The organism is Psychrobacillus syltrankelensis, assembly GCF_055454035.1.
The window spans coordinates 2,989,199-3,005,419 of sequence record NZ_CM144227.1 but is presented as its reverse complement, the minus strand read 5'-3'; the positions used below and the strand labels follow the sequence as shown (position 1 = coordinate 3,005,419).

The window sequence follows — 16,221 nt, the reverse complement described above, 5'->3', positions numbered from 1 at the left end:
CATACTTAGCCACTCATTGACCCCCTTATGAATTTTGTTTTTTTATATCCTCTTAATAATCTTCTATAAGTGTCCTGTAATTCCTCTATTTCTCTATGATGGTTGACGATAACTAAAAGGAGCATTCCATTTTCAGGAATGCCCCTTCTTTCATTTATAATTCTTTTTCCAAAACAATCTTATGCGTCCCTTTTGTACTTATGAATGTTTCGATTACATCAAAACCAAATTTAATATTTAATAGGAGCATTTGCCTTCTATTATTTCTAGAAATTGTACGGATTTTCTTATAACCAAATGACTTCACAAGTGCATGCTGTCGTCTCATTAACTCAGAAGCTATTCCTTTTCCGCGAAAATCAGAGTGAACGCCACCAAGCCAGCTATAAAATGTATCATCTGCAAATTCATGACCAATTTTAAAACCTACAACTCGCTCCTCTTCTAATGCTACGAAGATGAGTAATTTCTTCTTTTCATCTAATTCTTCTAAAACTAGTTCTGACCCTTCAAAAACATGCTTATGGATTTCCATAATTCCAGAAAGAATATTAGAATCTGGTCTTCCTGAATAATAAATGAACTGCAAGTAGATGTTCCCCTTTCAACTTCATTTGCCTAGCTCTGCAATTCTTTTTAACTCATTTGCTCTAAAAATGATAAAATTTCTCATATATTTTTCTAAAAACAGTTTATCCGCTATTCGACCTAAAAGAGCAAAAGGAACTTTATATTCAAAGTTATCGATCATCAATGTTCCAGTCCCATATTCAACAAATTCATGTGTATGCGTAAAAGAATGAAAGGATCCCTTTACCATCACATCCACAAACCTAAATGGTATATTCATTTCAGTAATCTTCGCAGTTAATCTTTGTTTAACACCAAAATGAGTTGCTTCCCACGTGATGGTATCATATAAATTTAAAAGACCTGTTACTACACCAGCAACCGCTTTTTCGTTTGTTTTCTCTGAAGTTTTAATATGAATTTCCACATCTCTGGCAAGATTGAAACACTTATTAATTGGTGCCTCCATATAGGTTTTATGTTGTATGACAGGCATATTGCACCCTTTATTTCTCCTCTACCTCTAGGTTTTGAAGTATTTTCTCATATAAGGACAATAATTGATTCAACTCTTCATCGCTTAATACACTAAAGAGTTCAATGTGAAGCTCATCACCTTTTTCTATTGCCTCTTGCAGTAGTGCTTCTCCTTTTGGAGTTATTTTAAGTAACACATTACGGCGATCCTCATCATTGTATATTCGCTCTACATAATTTTCTTTCACAAGCTTAGTTGAAATATTTGTAATAGCACCTGGTGTGTAACCTAATTTAGCTGCTAATACTGTAGATTTTTGAGGGCCTGTTTTCTTAAGTTCAGATAAAGTAAGTATTGGGGACAATCCTATATTTTTATTAAAAGATTTTGTCCATCTTATGATTGCTTCATTTGTAAAAGTTTCTATTGTTCTAATTACTTTAAAAATATCTTGTTTCAATTCAAACTCCTCCAAAAATCAATTAGGCCTCGGCGTAATTGATCCTGATATCGAATTGTGTAATCACAATACAATATCCGTGAAATCCGCCGGGTGAATCATGATAAACATCATTATCGTTATTTTAGCTTATTTACTTAAGATTAGGTCTTTATTTTTTATAATAGGCACGCGACACGATTAATCCTACAATTCCAAGAACAATGAATAACAACGCTTTAATGGCTACTGAAACAAATGGAATGTCGAACAATATTATCTTTGCTAATGTGAAGAATAGAATACCCACTCCCACATATTTACCTTGTTCCAATAATAATCGTCTACTCCCTACCATAAAAAGAATGGCTACAACAACCCATAAAGAACTAGTAAATACACGTTCTAAATTACTTCCTAATTCGCCAGATATAATAATCGCAATCATATGAAGAAAGTATAATAATAAGACTCCTAAATATGGGACGCCAATATTAAAAACAATATATTTTTTTTGTTTACTAATTGCCTTAAGTACATAAATCTCATATGCTGTCGCAGCGATAAACACTATCCAGTGCAACATTTCCCATGAAAACCAACTTGTAATGGAAATTAATAACACATAGTAAAATCCAATAAAATAGGTGAATCCAAAAAGAATTATGTGTAACTTATGAGTGAATTTTTTATATACAAGCAAGTATATTATACTCAATCCAATTATTCCTTCAAATAATAAATCATCTACGAGAAGTTGCATTAGAATTAACAAAGCTAATGATCCGTTCGCTATAAAGATAGGCGCACGTTTCAAATCTTGTCGGTACATATATAGGCATACTCCATATACAATCGCTATAGCTGCCACTAAAACGGATGCTTCGTTTTCCGTTAAAACAATCCGAATCCACATAGCAGTAAAAATCATAACAGAAAAAAGCATATATGCCTGATTTTTTAACATCTGCTTTGTCTTTAAAAAACTAACCAATAATGCTAAATGCTGTACTAATATCGGTAATACAACTAGCCACTTTAATGCTTCAGACACATTTGTAAAAATAGCAAATACTACTATAGCTATTTGCAAGAAAACAACTGAGACATAATATAAAGCTTTGTAACTATATTTAAGTGCAATCAACAAAAAAATAGTGAATAGTAATGCTTCATAAAGTGAAAACAACGGAATATTTGGCGAAGTACTATTAATTAGAAAAGGGACAAATACTCCTCCAACGGTGGAAACAATTCCAATCCCTTGTGATTTGAACTTATATGTTAGAAACAATCCTAATAAAATCCAAACTACGTTTAGAAAAAAAGATATTTCAGGGCCAGCCATAGCATATAGCTGATGCATAGCAAAAGTAGTCAACATAAAAACAGGAATAGCGCCACCTAATAGCATTTGTCCTAAATTTTTTCGACTTTGTTTTATTTGCCATAAACCTAATCCGATTATTGCAAAACCTACCACATATCCAAGTACAACTTTTACTTGAGCATTTAAAATACCGTAATCAGAGGCAGCTTTGAACGCCCAAAGGATACCGACAATAAAAACAATTATAAATAAAGGTGGCAGGATTTTCTGAAAGATGAGCACATCCCATTCAATCGTTGTTTTCTCTTGTTGTTTCGAATGTATAATTGGCTTTTGATTCTGAACTATGGAGTTCTTCTTGGATAATTGCTCTTCTAACAAACGAACGCGTTCTTCCAAGTGCTCTATTCGATTTTCAAGAGTTGCATTCTTTTCCATTTTACCCCCCATTTCAACATCTCTATTTTAATAGTATTAGACAAACGCTGAAAATATCCTTTATTTATCTTCTACTGGAAATTTTTATCACTATACAATAATATCAGAACATACATTTTAATCACTCTTTATAATAAATTTTTGGTATACTTTTACTATTAAAGAAGAAAATATGAGGGGAATTAAACATGAGAAACCGAGGAGCCACTATCATAATTGAAAATGGTCGTGTAGCGCTTATCAAAAGAACCAAGCCACATATGACTTATTATGTATTTCCGGGTGGGGGCATAGAGAGTGGTGAAACTCCGGAACAAGCAGCTATACGAGAAACATACGAAGAACTCGGCGTAATCGTCCGAATTCAGCGTCTGCTTAAAGTATTAAAACAAAATGGTACACAACATTTTTTCTTAGCAGATATTGTAGGAGGAAACTTTGGGACAGGAACTGGAGAAGAATATACACACACTTCAATCGAACGCGGAACATACGAACCAGTATGGATGGATATTGACGATCTTCTTTCTTTTGAAGTTCGCCCTCGGGAAATTGTGGATATAATTCTCTCTTAAACCTTGCGACTAAAAATTGAATCAGTCCATAGTTAGCACAAAATGACAGGATTCATTGTTAGTTACAATTTATGATATTTATTAGGGGTGAGGGCCATGGGATGGGTGGAATCGATTCAGAAGGCAATTAACTATATTGAAGTTCATTTACTTGATGAGTTGAAAATGGAACAAATTGCTAAAGAAGCAAATTCTTCAGTATTTCATTTCCAAAGGACGTTTGCAATTTTAACGAATATATCCGTTGGAGATTATATCCGACAACGACGATTAACTTTAGCTGCACAGGAATTAATGAATACAGACAACAAAATAATCGATCTCTCCTATAAATATGGCTACGATACTCCCGAAGCTTTCACAAAGGCTTTTCGAAAACAACATAGCATTACGCCGAGTGAAGCTCGAAAAAAATTAGGAAAATTAAAATCATACAACCGCCTGGTGATCCAGGTGAGCTTGAGAGGAGCCGAACCGATGAAGTACAAAATTGTAGAAGAGGAAAGTTTTCAAGTTGTTGGAATAAAAAGAACGTACGACTGTAAAAAAGGCGAGAACTTGCAAGGTATCCCTGTATTTTGGGATGAAGTAAATGCAGACGGCACGGATAATTCACTGTTTCAGTTAAACAATGGTGGAGTAAAAGGTGTGCTAGGAGTTTGTGTTGCAGACAAGAATTATCAAAAGAACAGCTTGATTGATTATTGGATTGCAACAGCTCATGATGGTGATGTACCAGAAAACTTTTCAGGAATGGAAATCCCAGCATCGAAATGGGTAGTTTTTGAAGTGCACGGTCCAATGCCGGATGCCATGCAAAACACTTGGAAGCAAATTTTTTCTGAATGGTTTCCATCTAACCCTTACGAGCATGCAGGTACACCAGAGCTAGAAGTGTATTCCGATGGGAACGCGTCTAGTCCAGATTATTATTCAGAAATTTGGATTCCTATTAAATAGTCGAAAAAGTATCACTTAGGAGTATTAAAAATTACTCCTAGGTGATACTTTTTTTATTGGCGTTCTAATCAGCGTTATTCATCATTCGATTTTTCTCGTTCATTATCCGATTTTCAATTAATTAGAAAGATTCAATTGCCATGAGACACCAAACTTATCTTGTACCCAACCAAATTTCTTGCTAAATGGATATTTGTCAATTGGCATTAATGACTGCCCGCCCTCTAATAGCTTTGCATAAGCGTCATCAATTTCTTCTTCCGAATCACATTCTACAAATAAAGATATAGAAGGTGTGAATGTGAACGCATGTTGGACAAAACTGTCAGTACATAAAAACTCTTGTCCATTAATAGAGAATGCCGCTTGTGATACTTTCCCTTCAATTCCAGGGCCGCTAGCTCCATAGCGTGCAATTCGAATAATCTCCGAATGCTTGAAAATCGATGTGTAAAAATTGATTGCTTCTTCAGCTTGTCCTTCGAACATTAGAAATGTATTGATTTTAGGCATAGTATTTTTCTCCCTTACTTTTTATTTAATTTTAGCATAACCTTATTTAGTTTGTAGGAATGAAAATTCCCTGTTTTTATGATACTGTTTTGGTATGAAAAAAATAATTCCTCTTCTAATTTTACTTATAATTGTATTCATATCATCAGGACAAACAGCGGAACAGCAATCTCTTGTAGCAACATTGGAAAAGTGGTTGCCAAATAAGCCGTTTGAATCTTTTCTTTCTTATCTTCAAATACCATATTGGGGCATTCTAGTATCTATTAAAGAGCGTGGTTACTATCTCTTTGTTGAGTTTTTAATTCGAAAAGGTACGCATTTTTTATATTTTGGAGTGATTGCTCTTGCAGTTTATGCTGCTTTACCTAGATTCAAATATCGGATTATAACTGCAGCAATTCTAACAATGCTCTTTGCTATTGCAGATGAATTTCACCAATCCTTAACAAGCGGGCGTACAGCTACCGCTCAAGATGTTATGCTTGATACAGTTGGTGCCATTAGTGCTCTTCTATTATGGAAGTTTGTTAAAACTATAAAACAAAGAAAATTCGCTAAGGATTAATTCTTTAGCGAACTTTCTTCCATAGTAAAACAAGACCAAACGTGAATATAGTAAAAAGAGTTAAAAGGAAATTCAATTGAACAATAGGCTTAAACTTAACCTTTCCAGGCGTAATTTCAAGAACACCAATTGGCTTAACAGAAAAATAACCTCCTGCTCCTTCTCCCTGGGCAGCTGATTCTTTCTCATTGCTCTCAGAATATCCTCCACCACCGCCAACATAATATTTTATTTTAGCTACCGGAATTACTTTTTTATCTTCAAACCCAATTGATTCTCCATAAACCAGCGAAACATCCTTATTACGAGAGAACTTATCGAGTATTGAACGTATGGGTGAATGATAAATTGCGTTTTTGTCATGTGCATGCGAGCCAATAACTGACTTTTTTACTTCCACTATCTTCCTCCCTTTGCATTAAAAAATTAGCACCATGAGATCCTCGTCGTAATAGGTATCTTCCACCTTTAATGCTTTTTCCTCCACACCAAAAACTTTAAATCCTAACTGTGTATAAAGTTTCTTAGCTGGTTCGTTAGTTGATACAACAGTCAGATTAAGTTTCTCAATTCCTTCTATTGTTTCAGCTTTATTAATTGCTTCAGTAATCAATGCTTTGCCAACACCTTTACCTCGCATCTCTGGACTTACGTACATCGCATAAATATTCGCTCTGTGCTTGAATTTTATGGAGCTCTCCTGGATTAAAGTAACCATTCCCATAAGCTTATGTTGGTCAAATGCTCCAAATGTATAGTTTCCTTCTGTTAGAAAATTATTTTTCACTTGTTCAATGGGATTGGTTCTTTGTATTGCTTCCTCGTAACTTGAGCCAAATGCTTCTGGATTTAGCTGTAGTGCTTCTAATCTTAATTCCCAATACGCACTTGCGTCGGCTGGCGTTAATAATTTTATTTCCATAGTTTACTCCTCATTAAAAAGTCTTCTTTATATAATTCATGTGTAAATAATATAAAATCTCTACAATCTTTTGCTCTTTTTATTTTGCTTTTATACAATGATTTCATATTTGTTCCTATTCGAATTCGTGCACCTTCATTTAAGAGGAGATGCCATCTTTCTGGCAGTGTGCCCAAACATAACTTAACTGCTTCATCTTTCGAAAATATATCTTGTCGTTCGAGCGAGCATATGATTCTACTAATCGTACAAGTTGTGAATTCTATCATACTATCGAACAAAAACAGATACATTTTTTTAGTCTTGTGGAACCAGTATTTGTTCACATTATATTCCAACGTTTTCAAGACATCTGCCCAACTTGTTGTGATATTTAGTTCTGCGATTGTCGTTCCTTGCAACCTAATCCCATGCTGTTTTAAAACCCACCATGTAATATGATTCACATCCCAATGCCCCACACTAACTTTTCCATCTGAGCAAAATGGATACATCGGTTGCTCTTCATTTGTTTTACCTATTAGACTTGCTTGAACGTAAACTCCGTCCATTCGATTTCCGAATTCATACTTGTTCATTTGTGAATGGATTCCTTTAATAGCCACCACTTCTTGATCACTGAGTTCACGCTTCAATAGAACAATAAAGTCGATGTCGCTTTTCTGTTCATTAAAAGCCCCTAAAGCAATCGATCCGTAAATATAAATACCTTCTATTATATTTTCAGGTAAATGTTTATTTAGCACTTTTACAAATAATTGTGTAAATGCATGAACACTCTTTGGTAGACGTTCATTCATATTTTTTGTACTCATCTTTCAAAATAGAACAGATCGCAGCGTCACAAAAACGTCCTTTTTCAAAGGAAGATTTCCTCAAAGTACCTTCATAGATAAAACCAGCTTTTTCAAGCGTCTTTTTAGAAGCTGTGTTTTCTGGGTCATAAAGTGCTTCAATTCGGAAGAGACCTATTTCTTCAAAACCATATTGTATTACATGTGGTAGAACCTCGGTCATAACTCCTTGTTGCCAAAACTCTGGTGTTACTTCAAATCCTATTTCTGCTTTGAAGTGCTCCTTATCCCAATTGTGATAACCACAGCTACCGATTATTTTATTTTCATCCTTAGTTGCAATTCCCCAGCGAATTCCTTCATTGTTTGCAAAGCGCTTTTGCCAGTTTTCAATTAATTGAATAGCTTCATCCACATGAGTAAATGTATCCAAATCATAGTATTTTGTTACTTCATCTTTCGAAAAGTAATGGAACACCTCATCGGCATCTTTTACTTCTATTGGACGCAATAGAAAACGTTCTGTCTCTATATGCGGAAAATTATTGAATGTAATCATTCCTAACACTCTCTTTCTTCTTTTCATATACAAGGAGTATAAAAAATTGAGCAATTGCCCAAAAACCAACTATAAAACCAGTGATAAAGGATATCCACACATGATTACCTATATTCCCATTCCCAATAGGTCCCACTTTCGGTTGAAACATATCATATATTCTCCAACTATTAATGGCTAATACAATAACTCCTAAAATCAATAAAAACCATTTCCTCATGAAATCCCTCCTACCAGTATTATTCGTGAAGAATAACGAAAACTCCTTCGTAGGAGAGGGTTCCTTTGTAATTCGTTAAATTCTTTGCTCACCTATTAAATTTCCAATCAACTCATCGATATCCATTTCTCCAATGCTACCTACTTTATGCTTTCTCACAGAGACCATTCCTTGCTCCATTTCTTGGTCCCCAATTATCAACATATACGGATGCTTTTGCAATGCTGCTTCGCGTATTTTCAAACCAATTTTCTCTACTCGGTCATCTATTTCAACCCGGTACCCTTCTTGTTCAAGTCGTCGTTTCACTTCTTCACAATATGAAATATGTGCGTCCGCTATCGGTAAGATCTTCACTTGAACAGGTGCAAGCCAAAGTGGAAAACTTCCTTGGAAATGCTCCAAAAGAATAGCAATAAAACGTTCGATGGATCCATAAATTGCACGGTGAATCATAATTGGTTGACGGGGTTGATTGTCCTCGTCAATGTATTGACAATGGAACTTCTCAGGCATTTGAAAATCAAGCTGAACTGTTCCGCATTGCCAGCTTCGACCAAGAGAATCTAAAATATGAAAATCAATTTTAGGACCATAAAATGCCCCGTCTCCTTCGTTTACTTGATATTCTAATTGTTTTTTCTTTAATAATGATTCAAGTGCTAGCTCTGCTTGGTCCCAAACTTCCACTGCCCCCATAAAATCTTCAGGACGAGTAGATAGCTCTATTTTGTAACTAAAACCAAATTCTGAATAAAATTCATCCACTAGATCCAGCACTTTGTCTATTTCACTTTCTATTTGTTCCTCACGTACAAATAGATGTGCATCATCTTGAGTAAACGCTCGAACCCGTAACAGTCCATTTAATGAACCCGATAATTCATGACGATGAACTAAACCAAGTTCCGCATATCGAACAGGTAACTCTCTGTAACTTCTTCTTTTGCTGTTAAAAATTAATACTGCTCCCGGGCAATTCATCGGCTTAATCGCATATTTTTGTTCATCCACATCTGCAAAATACATATTTTCATGGTAATGATCCCAGTGTCCAGACTTCTCCCAGAGTTCTTGCCTCATCATGATCGGAGTTTTAATTTCCTGATATCCTGCTCGTTGATGCTTAATTCTCCAAAGATTTTCAAGCTCATTTCGTAACACCATACCTTTCGGCAAGTAAAATGGCATTCCTGGCGCTTCTTCCATCGACATAAATAATTCTAATTGCTGACCTAACTTCTGATGACTTACTCTTTCTTCTGCTTTAAGTGACATTGTAATTCCTCCAGTTTATAATTTTGTTAAATACAAAAAGACCACACCCATCCCGGTAAAGGGACGAGTGTGGTCGTGGTTCCACCCTAATTTTACAATACAAAAAGTGTATTGCGCTCATACAAGATAACGGTTTCCCGACTATGGATAATTGCATTTATCGCTTTTCCCATAGTAGCTCCAAGGTGGTAAATCATCTTTTTTTCTTCAGGGCTCTCAGCCATTGACCCTGGTCTCTGATAAGAAAATTAAAAAATGATTCATATCCTTTTCTTCGCTTAAATTATTTAATTTTTAATACAAAAAACCACACTCATCCTGGTAAAGGGACGAGTGTGGTCGTGGTTCCACCCTAATTTTGCAACACAAAAAGTGTGTTGCGCTCATACAAGATAACGGTTCTCCCGACTATGGATAATAGCATGTATCGCCTTCCCCATAATAGCTCCAAGGTGGTAAATCATTCGTTTTTCTTCAGGGCTCCCAGCCAATGACCCTGTTCTCTGACAAGAAATTGAAAATGATTCATATCCTTTTCTTCGCTTAAACTATATTATTTTAAATACAAAAGACCACACCCATCCCGGTAAAGGGACGAGTGTGGTCGTGGTTCCACCCTAATTTTGCAATACTAAAAATGTATTGCGCTCATACAAGATAACGGTTTCCCGACTATGGATAATTACATTCAACGCTTTCCCCATAGTAGCTCCAAGGTGGTAAACCATCTCTTTTTCTTCAGGGCTCTCAGCCATTGACCCTGTTCTCTGACAAGAAAATTATAAAATGATTCATATCCTTTTCTTCGCTTACTGATTTTTGATTAGTATATGCAACAAAAAGAAAATCGTCAAGCTATTTGTTCGATTATTTTCTTCCCATTCGTTTTGCCAATTGCTGTAAAGGATCCCAAACTCCATTGTATGGTGGTGAATAGGCAAGATCTAAATCTAAGAGATCAGTTACGGTCATTTGATGAAAAAGTGCCGTAGCTAACACATCTATTCGTTTATCCACTCCGTTCCCTCCAATGATTTGTCCTCCTAACAGCAATTGATTATCTCTTCGATAGAGTAATTTTATATGCATCAATTCCTTATCAGGGAAATAACCCGCAATATCGGTTGCCTGTTGTATATGTGTTTCGTACTGAATACCTAACTGATTTAGTTCTTTTTCAGAAAGTCCGGTTTTTCCAAGGGTTAAATTAAAAAATTTCATAATAGAAGTCCCAACAATCCCTTTGAATTCTTCCTCAATGCCCATCATATTGAATCCAGCCAATCGTCCTTGCTTATTAGCCGTAGTACCAAGTGGAATGTAATCATCTTTTTGTTTGATTCGATGAAAGTGTGTCGCACAATCTCCTGCTGCATAAACATCCTTCACATTGGTTTCTAAATGAGTGTTAACAATAATTGCGCCATTTGGAAGTGTACTAATTCCTGTGTCTTTTAAAAATTCTGTCGTTGGTTTCACACCTACTGCAATTAGCACTAAATCCGTTTGATAGCTCCCTTTGTTCGTTAGAACTTCTTCTACTCTATCCTCACCTGAAAACGATGTTACCTCTTCATTCAAAATTACTTCTATATGATGGTTGGTAGCTTCTTTGTAGATTAAAGTCGCCATGTCTTTATCAAAAATACCTGCTAATTGATCTCCACGCTGAATAATTCGTACTTTTTTTCCAAGGATTGCAAAGTTCTCGGCCATTTCTAAACCTATATAGCCTCCACCAATGATCGTTATCTGATGTGTATGCTCTAAGTCAGCTATAATCGCTTCTGTATTAGGTATAGTTTTGATTGTATGAATTCCAGTTAGCCTACTTCCATCCCAGTCAGGAATAACTGGACTAGCTCCCGTAGCTATGAGCAGTCGATTATACTGTAATTCAAATGTATCTCCTTCTTGCAAAATGTTTCCCGAAACTGTTTTATTTATTACATCAATATTTGTTACCTCATATCCGGTCTTTGCATTAATTCCATATTTACTCCGAAACATTTCAACACTTCTTGCAATAACATCAGTTGATGACGGCACGTGCTTTCCCACCACATACGGTAACCCACATTGACCGTAAGAATATATATACCCTTTTTCTAATGTAGTAATTTTTGCAGTCGAATCCTTTCGAATAATTTCCATTGCTGCACTCATTCCTGCTGCATCCCCACCAATAATTACGTACTCCATAGATCTCCCTCCCTATAAGTCCCTACATTACCATTACTATACCCATCATTTTTAATTTGAACTTAAAAATTCTTCAAGCTTACAAAAGATCTCTTAATTATTATTCACTTGACTCTCTAAATAAGTAAGTTCCTCGACAATCATTTTTGTATCCAACCGCTCAAATAACGGGGTGACAAACGTCAATGTGTAGCTTTTCTTTTTGATTACTTTCCAACTAAATTCATCTAGATTTAACATTTCTTTTACTGTTGCACTTGAGAATGGAAGAACCGGTTCTAATATTTGGGAGACATTTGCAATGATGAATACACATGTAAGAAGAGTACTATCACATGAATCTTTGTCTTCGTTAATTTGTTTCCATGGTTGCTCCGCATCAAAGTATTTATTTGCAGATCGTATAAAATCAAAGACCTGATCTATCGCTTGTTTAAAGTGTCCTGATTCAATTAGTCCTCCAACCACGTCATATAGACTTTCCACTTTTCCTTCTATTTCATTGTTTATCACTCCATTCGAAATAATTCCACCATAATACTTTTCAATAAACTTTAACGTACGATTAATGAAATTCCCATATGCTCCAAGTAACTCTGAATTATGACTTAAAATAAATTCCCTCCAAGAAAAATCCGCATCCCGGTTTTCCGGTGCATTCGTCGTCAAAAAATATCTAATTGAGTCTGGTTGATACTTCTCTAAAATGTACGGCACCCACACTGCCCAATTTTTACTCGTAGAAAATTTCTTTTTCTCCAATGTTAAATACTCATTAGAAACAATATGTGTAGGCAACGATAGATTTTTAATCCCTAGTAAAATTGCTGGCCAAATAATTGTATGGAATGGAATATTATCTTTTCCATGCACATAATAAGAAGTCGTATTTTCATTCCAAAACTCTTCTTCACTTTCATTGTGAATTGTTGCCCATTCCTTACTTGCAGAATAATAGCCTGAAACTGCTTCTATCCAAACATAAACCTTTTTGTTTTCATACCCTTTTACAGGAATATTAACGCCATTTGGCAAATCCCTTGATGCCGCACGGTCAATGAGACCTTCACGAAGATACCTCTCAGACAAATTCAGTGCATTTTCTCTCCAGTTTTGATCAACTTTCGCTTTATTAACATAAGATTCGAGTTCCTTTTGAAATTCGCTTAGGGCAAAGTAAAAATGCTCGGTTTTTTTCACTATTGGCTCATTTCCACATATTTTGCATTTCGGTTCAATTAAGTCTAATGGATCTAGAATAGTTGAACAGTTATCACACTGATCTCCTCTTGAAGGATGATGACAATTCGGACATGTCCCCTCTACGTATCGATCCGGAAGAAATTGATTGTCATACTCGCAATACATTTGATCAATTTCCTTTTTATAAATATGACCATTCTCCAGCAAGGTTAGGAATATTTTTTGTACAGTATGATGATGAAATTCTCCATCAGTTCGAGTGTATAAATTAAAAGTGAAACCAAGTCTTGTAAAACAATCTTTAAATTCCTCATGGTAACGATTTGCGATTTCTCGAATTGTGACTCCTTCTTGGTTTGCTCTAATAGATATAGGCGTTCCGTTGCAATCACTTCCAGATACGTATAGCACTTTTTCTCCTTTTAAACGATAATATTGAGCCAATATATCACCGGGCAATAAAGCAGCAATATGCCCTAAATGTAACGATCCATTCGCATACGGCCAAGCCCCTCCAATAAAAATACTCATTTTTAGCATCCCCTTTTGTCTATGGTTTTTTTCTTCAAAGATTGGTTAATTCCTTGTTAAAAAACAAAAAACCCCGTCCTAAAAAAGGACGAGGTTAAACTCGCGGTACCACCTAAATTTATAAACAACTCTCGCTGTTTACCTTAGTGAGTATCAAAACATAATACTCCGGCGTTTATAACAAGTGCCGATACTTGTCGTAGTTTACTAGAGATCATCTACCCAAATTCGGATGCCACCACTTATCGTAATAGGCGACTTGGTTTTGGTCAAATAATTCGTTCAATACGAAGCTCAGAGGCCATTTTTAAACTAGTGTTTTTTGCTTCTTTTCAGCAAACGAAGCTCTCTTTTAAAAAAACAACTTATTTTACTTCCCTCTTCATAGCCTATAAAATATCCATTTATCAGAATATAGCAAATACCAAAGAATTAGTAAAGTGTATTTATATGAATAAAACTTTTTGAAATCATTTCAGTTTATATAACACGATCCCAGAAGCGGTGTTTAGCAATTAATTTAATAAAACTATCAATAAAGCTGTTTACTGGTTCCTCCGTTAAAACACCAATTTTCTCAGTTAGACCGAGTTCACCTATTAATTGGTCGCCGCTAAATGAAGAGGCAATTGGTTTATAGTGAGCAAATGCTTCTTTAATAAAGTAGGATGCTTCTTTTTGGTACATGGGTGTATTACCCTGAGCACTTGCAATGTATACTGCATCAAATAAAACTGAGTCTGCAGTTAAGAATGTATGATCCACCGGCAACTTAGATCCATCCTCACCTTCGATAACTCCTTGATGATCACTTACAATTTCTGGCTGAGTACCTTTCGCTTTTAAATCATCTAAAATGGCTGTAAGTTCACCGTCAAAACCATCAGCAACCAACACTGCAATTTTACGTGTATTATGCATCATGTTTGTATTAAGCTGACTAAGTGCTGGAGAGGATTTAGTATTCGTTGTTTGGTTACTCCCCTGAACTACGAGACCTAAGTTTTCTGCTACTCTGCTTGCTAATTCTAAGTCAACATTCGCAAACATTTCTAATACTTGTTGGCGGACAGATATTTCTTTGCACTTTCCTAATTCGAAACTGAACGCATTCACAATATGCTCTTTTTCGGGGTCGCTCATACTATTCCAAAATAATGTTGCTTGAGAAAAATGATCTTTAAAACTTTCACTGCGAGCACGAATTTTGCGTCCTTCTATTTTTTCTTGGTAGCTTGCATAACCACCTTCAGCCTCACTTACTGGTGTTGGAGTATTACCAGCAAGAGAGTTTTTATGATAGCTTACTTGTCCTACATTAATCGTTTGTCTACCATACCCATCTCTTTGATTGTTATGGAAAGGACAAACAGGTCTATTTATAGGTAGTTCATGAAAATTGGGTCCTCCTAATCTGATTAATTGTGTGTCTGTATAGGAGAACAGTCTACCTTGGAGTAGAGGATCATTTGTAAAGTCGATTCCAGGTACAACATGCCCTGGATGGAAAGCAACTTGTTCCGTTTCCGCAAATACATTATCTACATTACGGTTCAATGTCATTTTTCCGATAATTTTTACCGGCACTACTTCCTCTGGCCATAACTTCGTTGGATCTAAAATGTCAAAATCAAATTGAAACTCATCTTTCTCCTCGATTAGTTGAACACCTAATTCAAACTCTGGATAATCCCCATTTTCAATGGCTTCATAAAGGTCTTGTCTATGGAAGTCAGGATTCTTTCCGTTTAATTTTTGCGCTTCATCCCAAACGACCGAATGCACTCCCAAGACCGGCTTCCAATGAAATTTTACAAAATGAGATTTTCCTTCTTCATTAATAAATCGGAATGTATGCACTCCGAATCCTTCCATCATTCGAAAGCTTCGAGGGATTGCTCGGTCGGACATAGCCCACATTATCATATGTGCGCTTTCTTGATTGTTTGCGATGAAATCCCAAAAAGTATCATGTGCTGTTGCAGCTTGAGGTATTTCATTATGTGGTTCAGGTTTCAAGGCATGCACTAAATCGGGAAACTTTATAGCATCTTGAATGAAAAAAACGGGAATATTATTTCCTACTAAATCGTAATTTCCTTCTTCTGTATAGAACTTAGTCGCAAAACCTCTAGCATCCCTAGCTAATTCTCCAGATCCTCGAGAACCAGCTACTGTTGAAAACCTTACAAATACAGGAGTTTTCGACCCCACTGTTTGTAAGAACTTAGCTTTAGTATAGGCTTGCATTGATTCATATAATTCAAAAACACCATGCGCCCCATACCCTCTTGCATGTACAATTCGCTCTGGAATTCGTTCATGGTCAAAATGAGTCATTTTTTCACGAAAATGAAAGTCCTCTAATAAAGTAGGACCACGTTCACCGGCCTTTAAGGAAAATTCATCTTCTGAAACCTTTAGCCCTTGGTTTGTTGTCATTGCTTTATCTTTGTCATCTACTCGAAACTGTTCCAATTGTTTATTTTTACTGTTTTCATTCACCTTATTATCCAAACTTACTCCTCCTCTAAATTCGTAACTTATACTCACTAATACCCTTTGACTCTAGGAAAAAACATTTTTTTAAAAGCCCTATTCACCGAAATTTTATTATCTATAAAATCCGTACGCCTTCCGG

17 protein-coding genes and 4 other annotated features are annotated in these 16,221 nt (G+C 35.7%); of the genes, 3 read left to right on the top strand and 14 right to left on the bottom strand.

All coding sequences use genetic code 11. The annotated features are described in order from the left end of the window. Positions 1-154: 154 nt before the first annotated feature. The 4 genes from ACTSKG_RS14660 to ACTSKG_RS14645 all read right to left on the bottom strand — a co-directional run bounded on the left by ACTSKG_RS14660 (position 155) and on the right by ACTSKG_RS14645 (position 3,255). A complete protein-coding gene (locus ACTSKG_RS14660; RefSeq protein ID WP_464755303.1) occupies positions 155-589 on the bottom strand; it encodes a GNAT family N-acetyltransferase in 435 nt (144 codons plus the stop codon). A gap of 21 nt (positions 590-610) precedes the next feature. After that, on the bottom strand, positions 611-1,066 hold the full coding sequence (locus tag ACTSKG_RS14655) for an SRPBCC family protein (protein WP_464755302.1): 456 nt from the start codon (positions 1,064-1,066) through the stop codon (positions 611-613). Between the two features lie 10 nt (positions 1,067-1,076). Continuing rightward, positions 1,077-1,508 (bottom strand): MarR family winged helix-turn-helix transcriptional regulator, encoded by a 432-nt coding sequence (locus ACTSKG_RS14650; RefSeq protein ID WP_464755301.1) that lies wholly within the window; start codon positions 1,506-1,508, stop codon positions 1,077-1,079. 151 nt (positions 1,509-1,659) lie between these two features. Then, positions 1,660-3,255: a DUF2339 domain-containing protein gene (locus tag ACTSKG_RS14645; protein WP_464755300.1), complete on the bottom strand. Its 1,596-nt coding sequence runs from the start codon at positions 3,253-3,255 to the stop codon at positions 1,660-1,662. 188 nt (positions 3,256-3,443) lie between these two features. Between ACTSKG_RS14645 and ACTSKG_RS14640 the strand changes: the two genes are divergently transcribed. Together ACTSKG_RS14640 and ACTSKG_RS14635 are read left to right on the top strand one after the other, a co-directional pair. Further along, positions 3,444-3,830 (top strand): NUDIX hydrolase, encoded by a 387-nt coding sequence (locus tag ACTSKG_RS14640; RefSeq protein ID WP_464755299.1) that lies wholly within the window; start codon positions 3,444-3,446, stop codon positions 3,828-3,830. Positions 3,831-3,926: 96 nt separating this feature from the next. Further along, positions 3,927-4,790 carry an AraC family transcriptional regulator gene (locus ACTSKG_RS14635; protein ID WP_464755298.1) on the top strand — a complete coding sequence of 288 codons (864 nt, stop codon included), beginning with the start codon at positions 3,927-3,929 and terminating at the stop codon, positions 4,788-4,790. A gap of 117 nt (positions 4,791-4,907) precedes the next feature. Here the strand turns inward: ACTSKG_RS14635 and ACTSKG_RS14630 are convergent, their stop codons facing one another. Then, the gene (locus ACTSKG_RS14630) at positions 4,908-5,303 is read right to left on the bottom strand and encodes a VOC family protein (RefSeq protein ID WP_464755297.1); all 396 of its coding nucleotides are present in this window, start codon (positions 5,301-5,303) and stop codon (positions 4,908-4,910) included. A 94-nt stretch (positions 5,304-5,397) separates the two neighbouring features. Between ACTSKG_RS14630 and ACTSKG_RS14625 the strand changes: the two genes are divergently transcribed. Continuing rightward, on the top strand, positions 5,398-5,871 hold the full coding sequence (locus ACTSKG_RS14625; protein WP_464755296.1) for a VanZ family protein: 474 nt from the start codon (positions 5,398-5,400) through the stop codon (positions 5,869-5,871). A 4-nt stretch (positions 5,872-5,875) separates the two neighbouring features. Here ACTSKG_RS14625 and ACTSKG_RS14620 read toward each other — a convergent pair whose 3' ends face one another. The 9 genes from ACTSKG_RS14620 to ACTSKG_RS14580 form a co-directional block, all read right to left on the bottom strand. Then, positions 5,876-6,271, bottom strand: a complete 396-nt coding sequence (locus tag ACTSKG_RS14620; protein ID WP_464755295.1) for a spore germination protein GerW family protein — start codon at positions 6,269-6,271, stop codon at positions 5,876-5,878. A gap of 18 nt (positions 6,272-6,289) precedes the next feature. Next, on the bottom strand, positions 6,290-6,793 hold the full coding sequence (locus tag ACTSKG_RS14615; protein WP_464755294.1) for a GNAT family N-acetyltransferase: 504 nt from the start codon (positions 6,791-6,793) through the stop codon (positions 6,290-6,292). Then, entirely contained in the window at positions 6,784-7,593 is an 810-nt protein-coding gene (locus tag ACTSKG_RS14610; RefSeq protein WP_464755293.1) for a nucleotidyltransferase domain-containing protein, read from the bottom strand. Before ACTSKG_RS14610 ends, ACTSKG_RS14615 begins: the two co-directional genes overlap by 10 nt. Next, complete coding sequence (locus ACTSKG_RS14605) at positions 7,586-8,146, bottom strand: GNAT family N-acetyltransferase (protein WP_464755292.1); 561 nt, start codon at positions 8,144-8,146, stop codon at positions 7,586-7,588. The genes ACTSKG_RS14610 and ACTSKG_RS14605 overlap by 8 nt, the downstream gene beginning before the upstream one ends. Continuing rightward, positions 8,130-8,366: a hypothetical protein gene (locus ACTSKG_RS14600; RefSeq protein ID WP_464755291.1), complete on the bottom strand. Its 237-nt coding sequence runs from the start codon at positions 8,364-8,366 to the stop codon at positions 8,130-8,132. The genes ACTSKG_RS14605 and ACTSKG_RS14600 overlap by 17 nt, the downstream gene beginning before the upstream one ends. A gap of 75 nt (positions 8,367-8,441) precedes the next feature. Continuing rightward, positions 8,442-9,644 (bottom strand): threonine--tRNA ligase, encoded by a 1,203-nt coding sequence (gene thrS / locus ACTSKG_RS14595; protein WP_464755290.1) that lies wholly within the window; start codon positions 9,642-9,644, stop codon positions 8,442-8,444. A gap of 56 nt (positions 9,645-9,700) precedes the next feature. After that, positions 9,701-9,928 (bottom strand) — a binding site (T-box leader). Between the two features lie 38 nt (positions 9,929-9,966). Then, positions 9,967-10,193: a binding site (T-box leader), on the bottom strand. Between the two features lie 38 nt (positions 10,194-10,231). After that, positions 10,232-10,459: a binding site (T-box leader), on the bottom strand. 52 nt (positions 10,460-10,511) lie between these two features. Then, a complete protein-coding gene (locus ACTSKG_RS14590; RefSeq protein ID WP_464755289.1) occupies positions 10,512-11,846 on the bottom strand; it encodes an FAD-dependent oxidoreductase in 1,335 nt (444 codons plus the stop codon). 93 nt (positions 11,847-11,939) lie between these two features. Then, a complete protein-coding gene (gene metG, locus ACTSKG_RS14585) occupies positions 11,940-13,622 on the bottom strand; it encodes a methionine--tRNA ligase (RefSeq protein ID WP_464758044.1) in 1,683 nt (560 codons plus the stop codon). Between the two features lie 39 nt (positions 13,623-13,661). Further along, positions 13,662-13,975 (bottom strand) — a binding site (T-box leader). An 85-nt stretch (positions 13,976-14,060) separates the two neighbouring features. Next, the gene (locus tag ACTSKG_RS14580; RefSeq protein ID WP_464755288.1) at positions 14,061-16,097 is read right to left on the bottom strand and encodes a catalase; all 2,037 of its coding nucleotides are present in this window, start codon (positions 16,095-16,097) and stop codon (positions 14,061-14,063) included. Positions 16,098-16,221: the final 124 nt, after the last annotated feature.

What these genes read in the sequence shown, in the direction of transcription:
- ACTSKG_RS14655 (WP_464755302.1), bottom strand. Translation starts at nt 1,066, where the DNA reads ATGCCTGTCATACAACATAAAACCTATATGGAGGCACCAATTAATAAG.
- ACTSKG_RS14645 (WP_464755300.1), bottom strand. Translation starts at nt 3,255, where the DNA reads ATGGAAAAGAATGCAACTCTTGAAAATCGAATAGAGCACTTGGAAGAA.
- ACTSKG_RS14640 (WP_464755299.1), top strand. Translation starts at nt 3,444, where the DNA reads ATGAGAAACCGAGGAGCCACTATCATAATTGAAAATGGTCGTGTAGCG.
- ACTSKG_RS14635 (WP_464755298.1), top strand. Translation starts at nt 3,927, where the DNA reads ATGGGATGGGTGGAATCGATTCAGAAGGCAATTAACTATATTGAAGTT.
- ACTSKG_RS14630 (WP_464755297.1), bottom strand. Translation starts at nt 5,303, where the DNA reads ATGCCTAAAATCAATACATTTCTAATGTTCGAAGGACAAGCTGAAGAA.
- ACTSKG_RS14625 (WP_464755296.1), top strand. Translation starts at nt 5,398, where the DNA reads ATGAAAAAAATAATTCCTCTTCTAATTTTACTTATAATTGTATTCATA.
- ACTSKG_RS14615 (WP_464755294.1), bottom strand. Translation starts at nt 6,793, where the DNA reads ATGGAAATAAAATTATTAACGCCAGCCGACGCAAGTGCGTATTGGGAA.
- ACTSKG_RS14610 (WP_464755293.1), bottom strand. Translation starts at nt 7,593, where the DNA reads ATGAATGAACGTCTACCAAAGAGTGTTCATGCATTTACACAATTATTT.
- ACTSKG_RS14605 (WP_464755292.1), bottom strand. Translation starts at nt 8,146, where the DNA reads ATGATTACATTCAATAATTTTCCGCATATAGAGACAGAACGTTTTCTA.
- ACTSKG_RS14600 (WP_464755291.1), bottom strand. Translation starts at nt 8,366, where the DNA reads ATGAGGAAATGGTTTTTATTGATTTTAGGAGTTATTGTATTAGCCATT.
- thrS (WP_464755290.1), bottom strand. Translation starts at nt 9,644, where the DNA reads ATGTCACTTAAAGCAGAAGAAAGAGTAAGTCATCAGAAGTTAGGTCAG.
- ACTSKG_RS14590 (WP_464755289.1), bottom strand. Translation starts at nt 11,846, where the DNA reads ATGGAGTACGTAATTATTGGTGGGGATGCAGCAGGAATGAGTGCAGCA.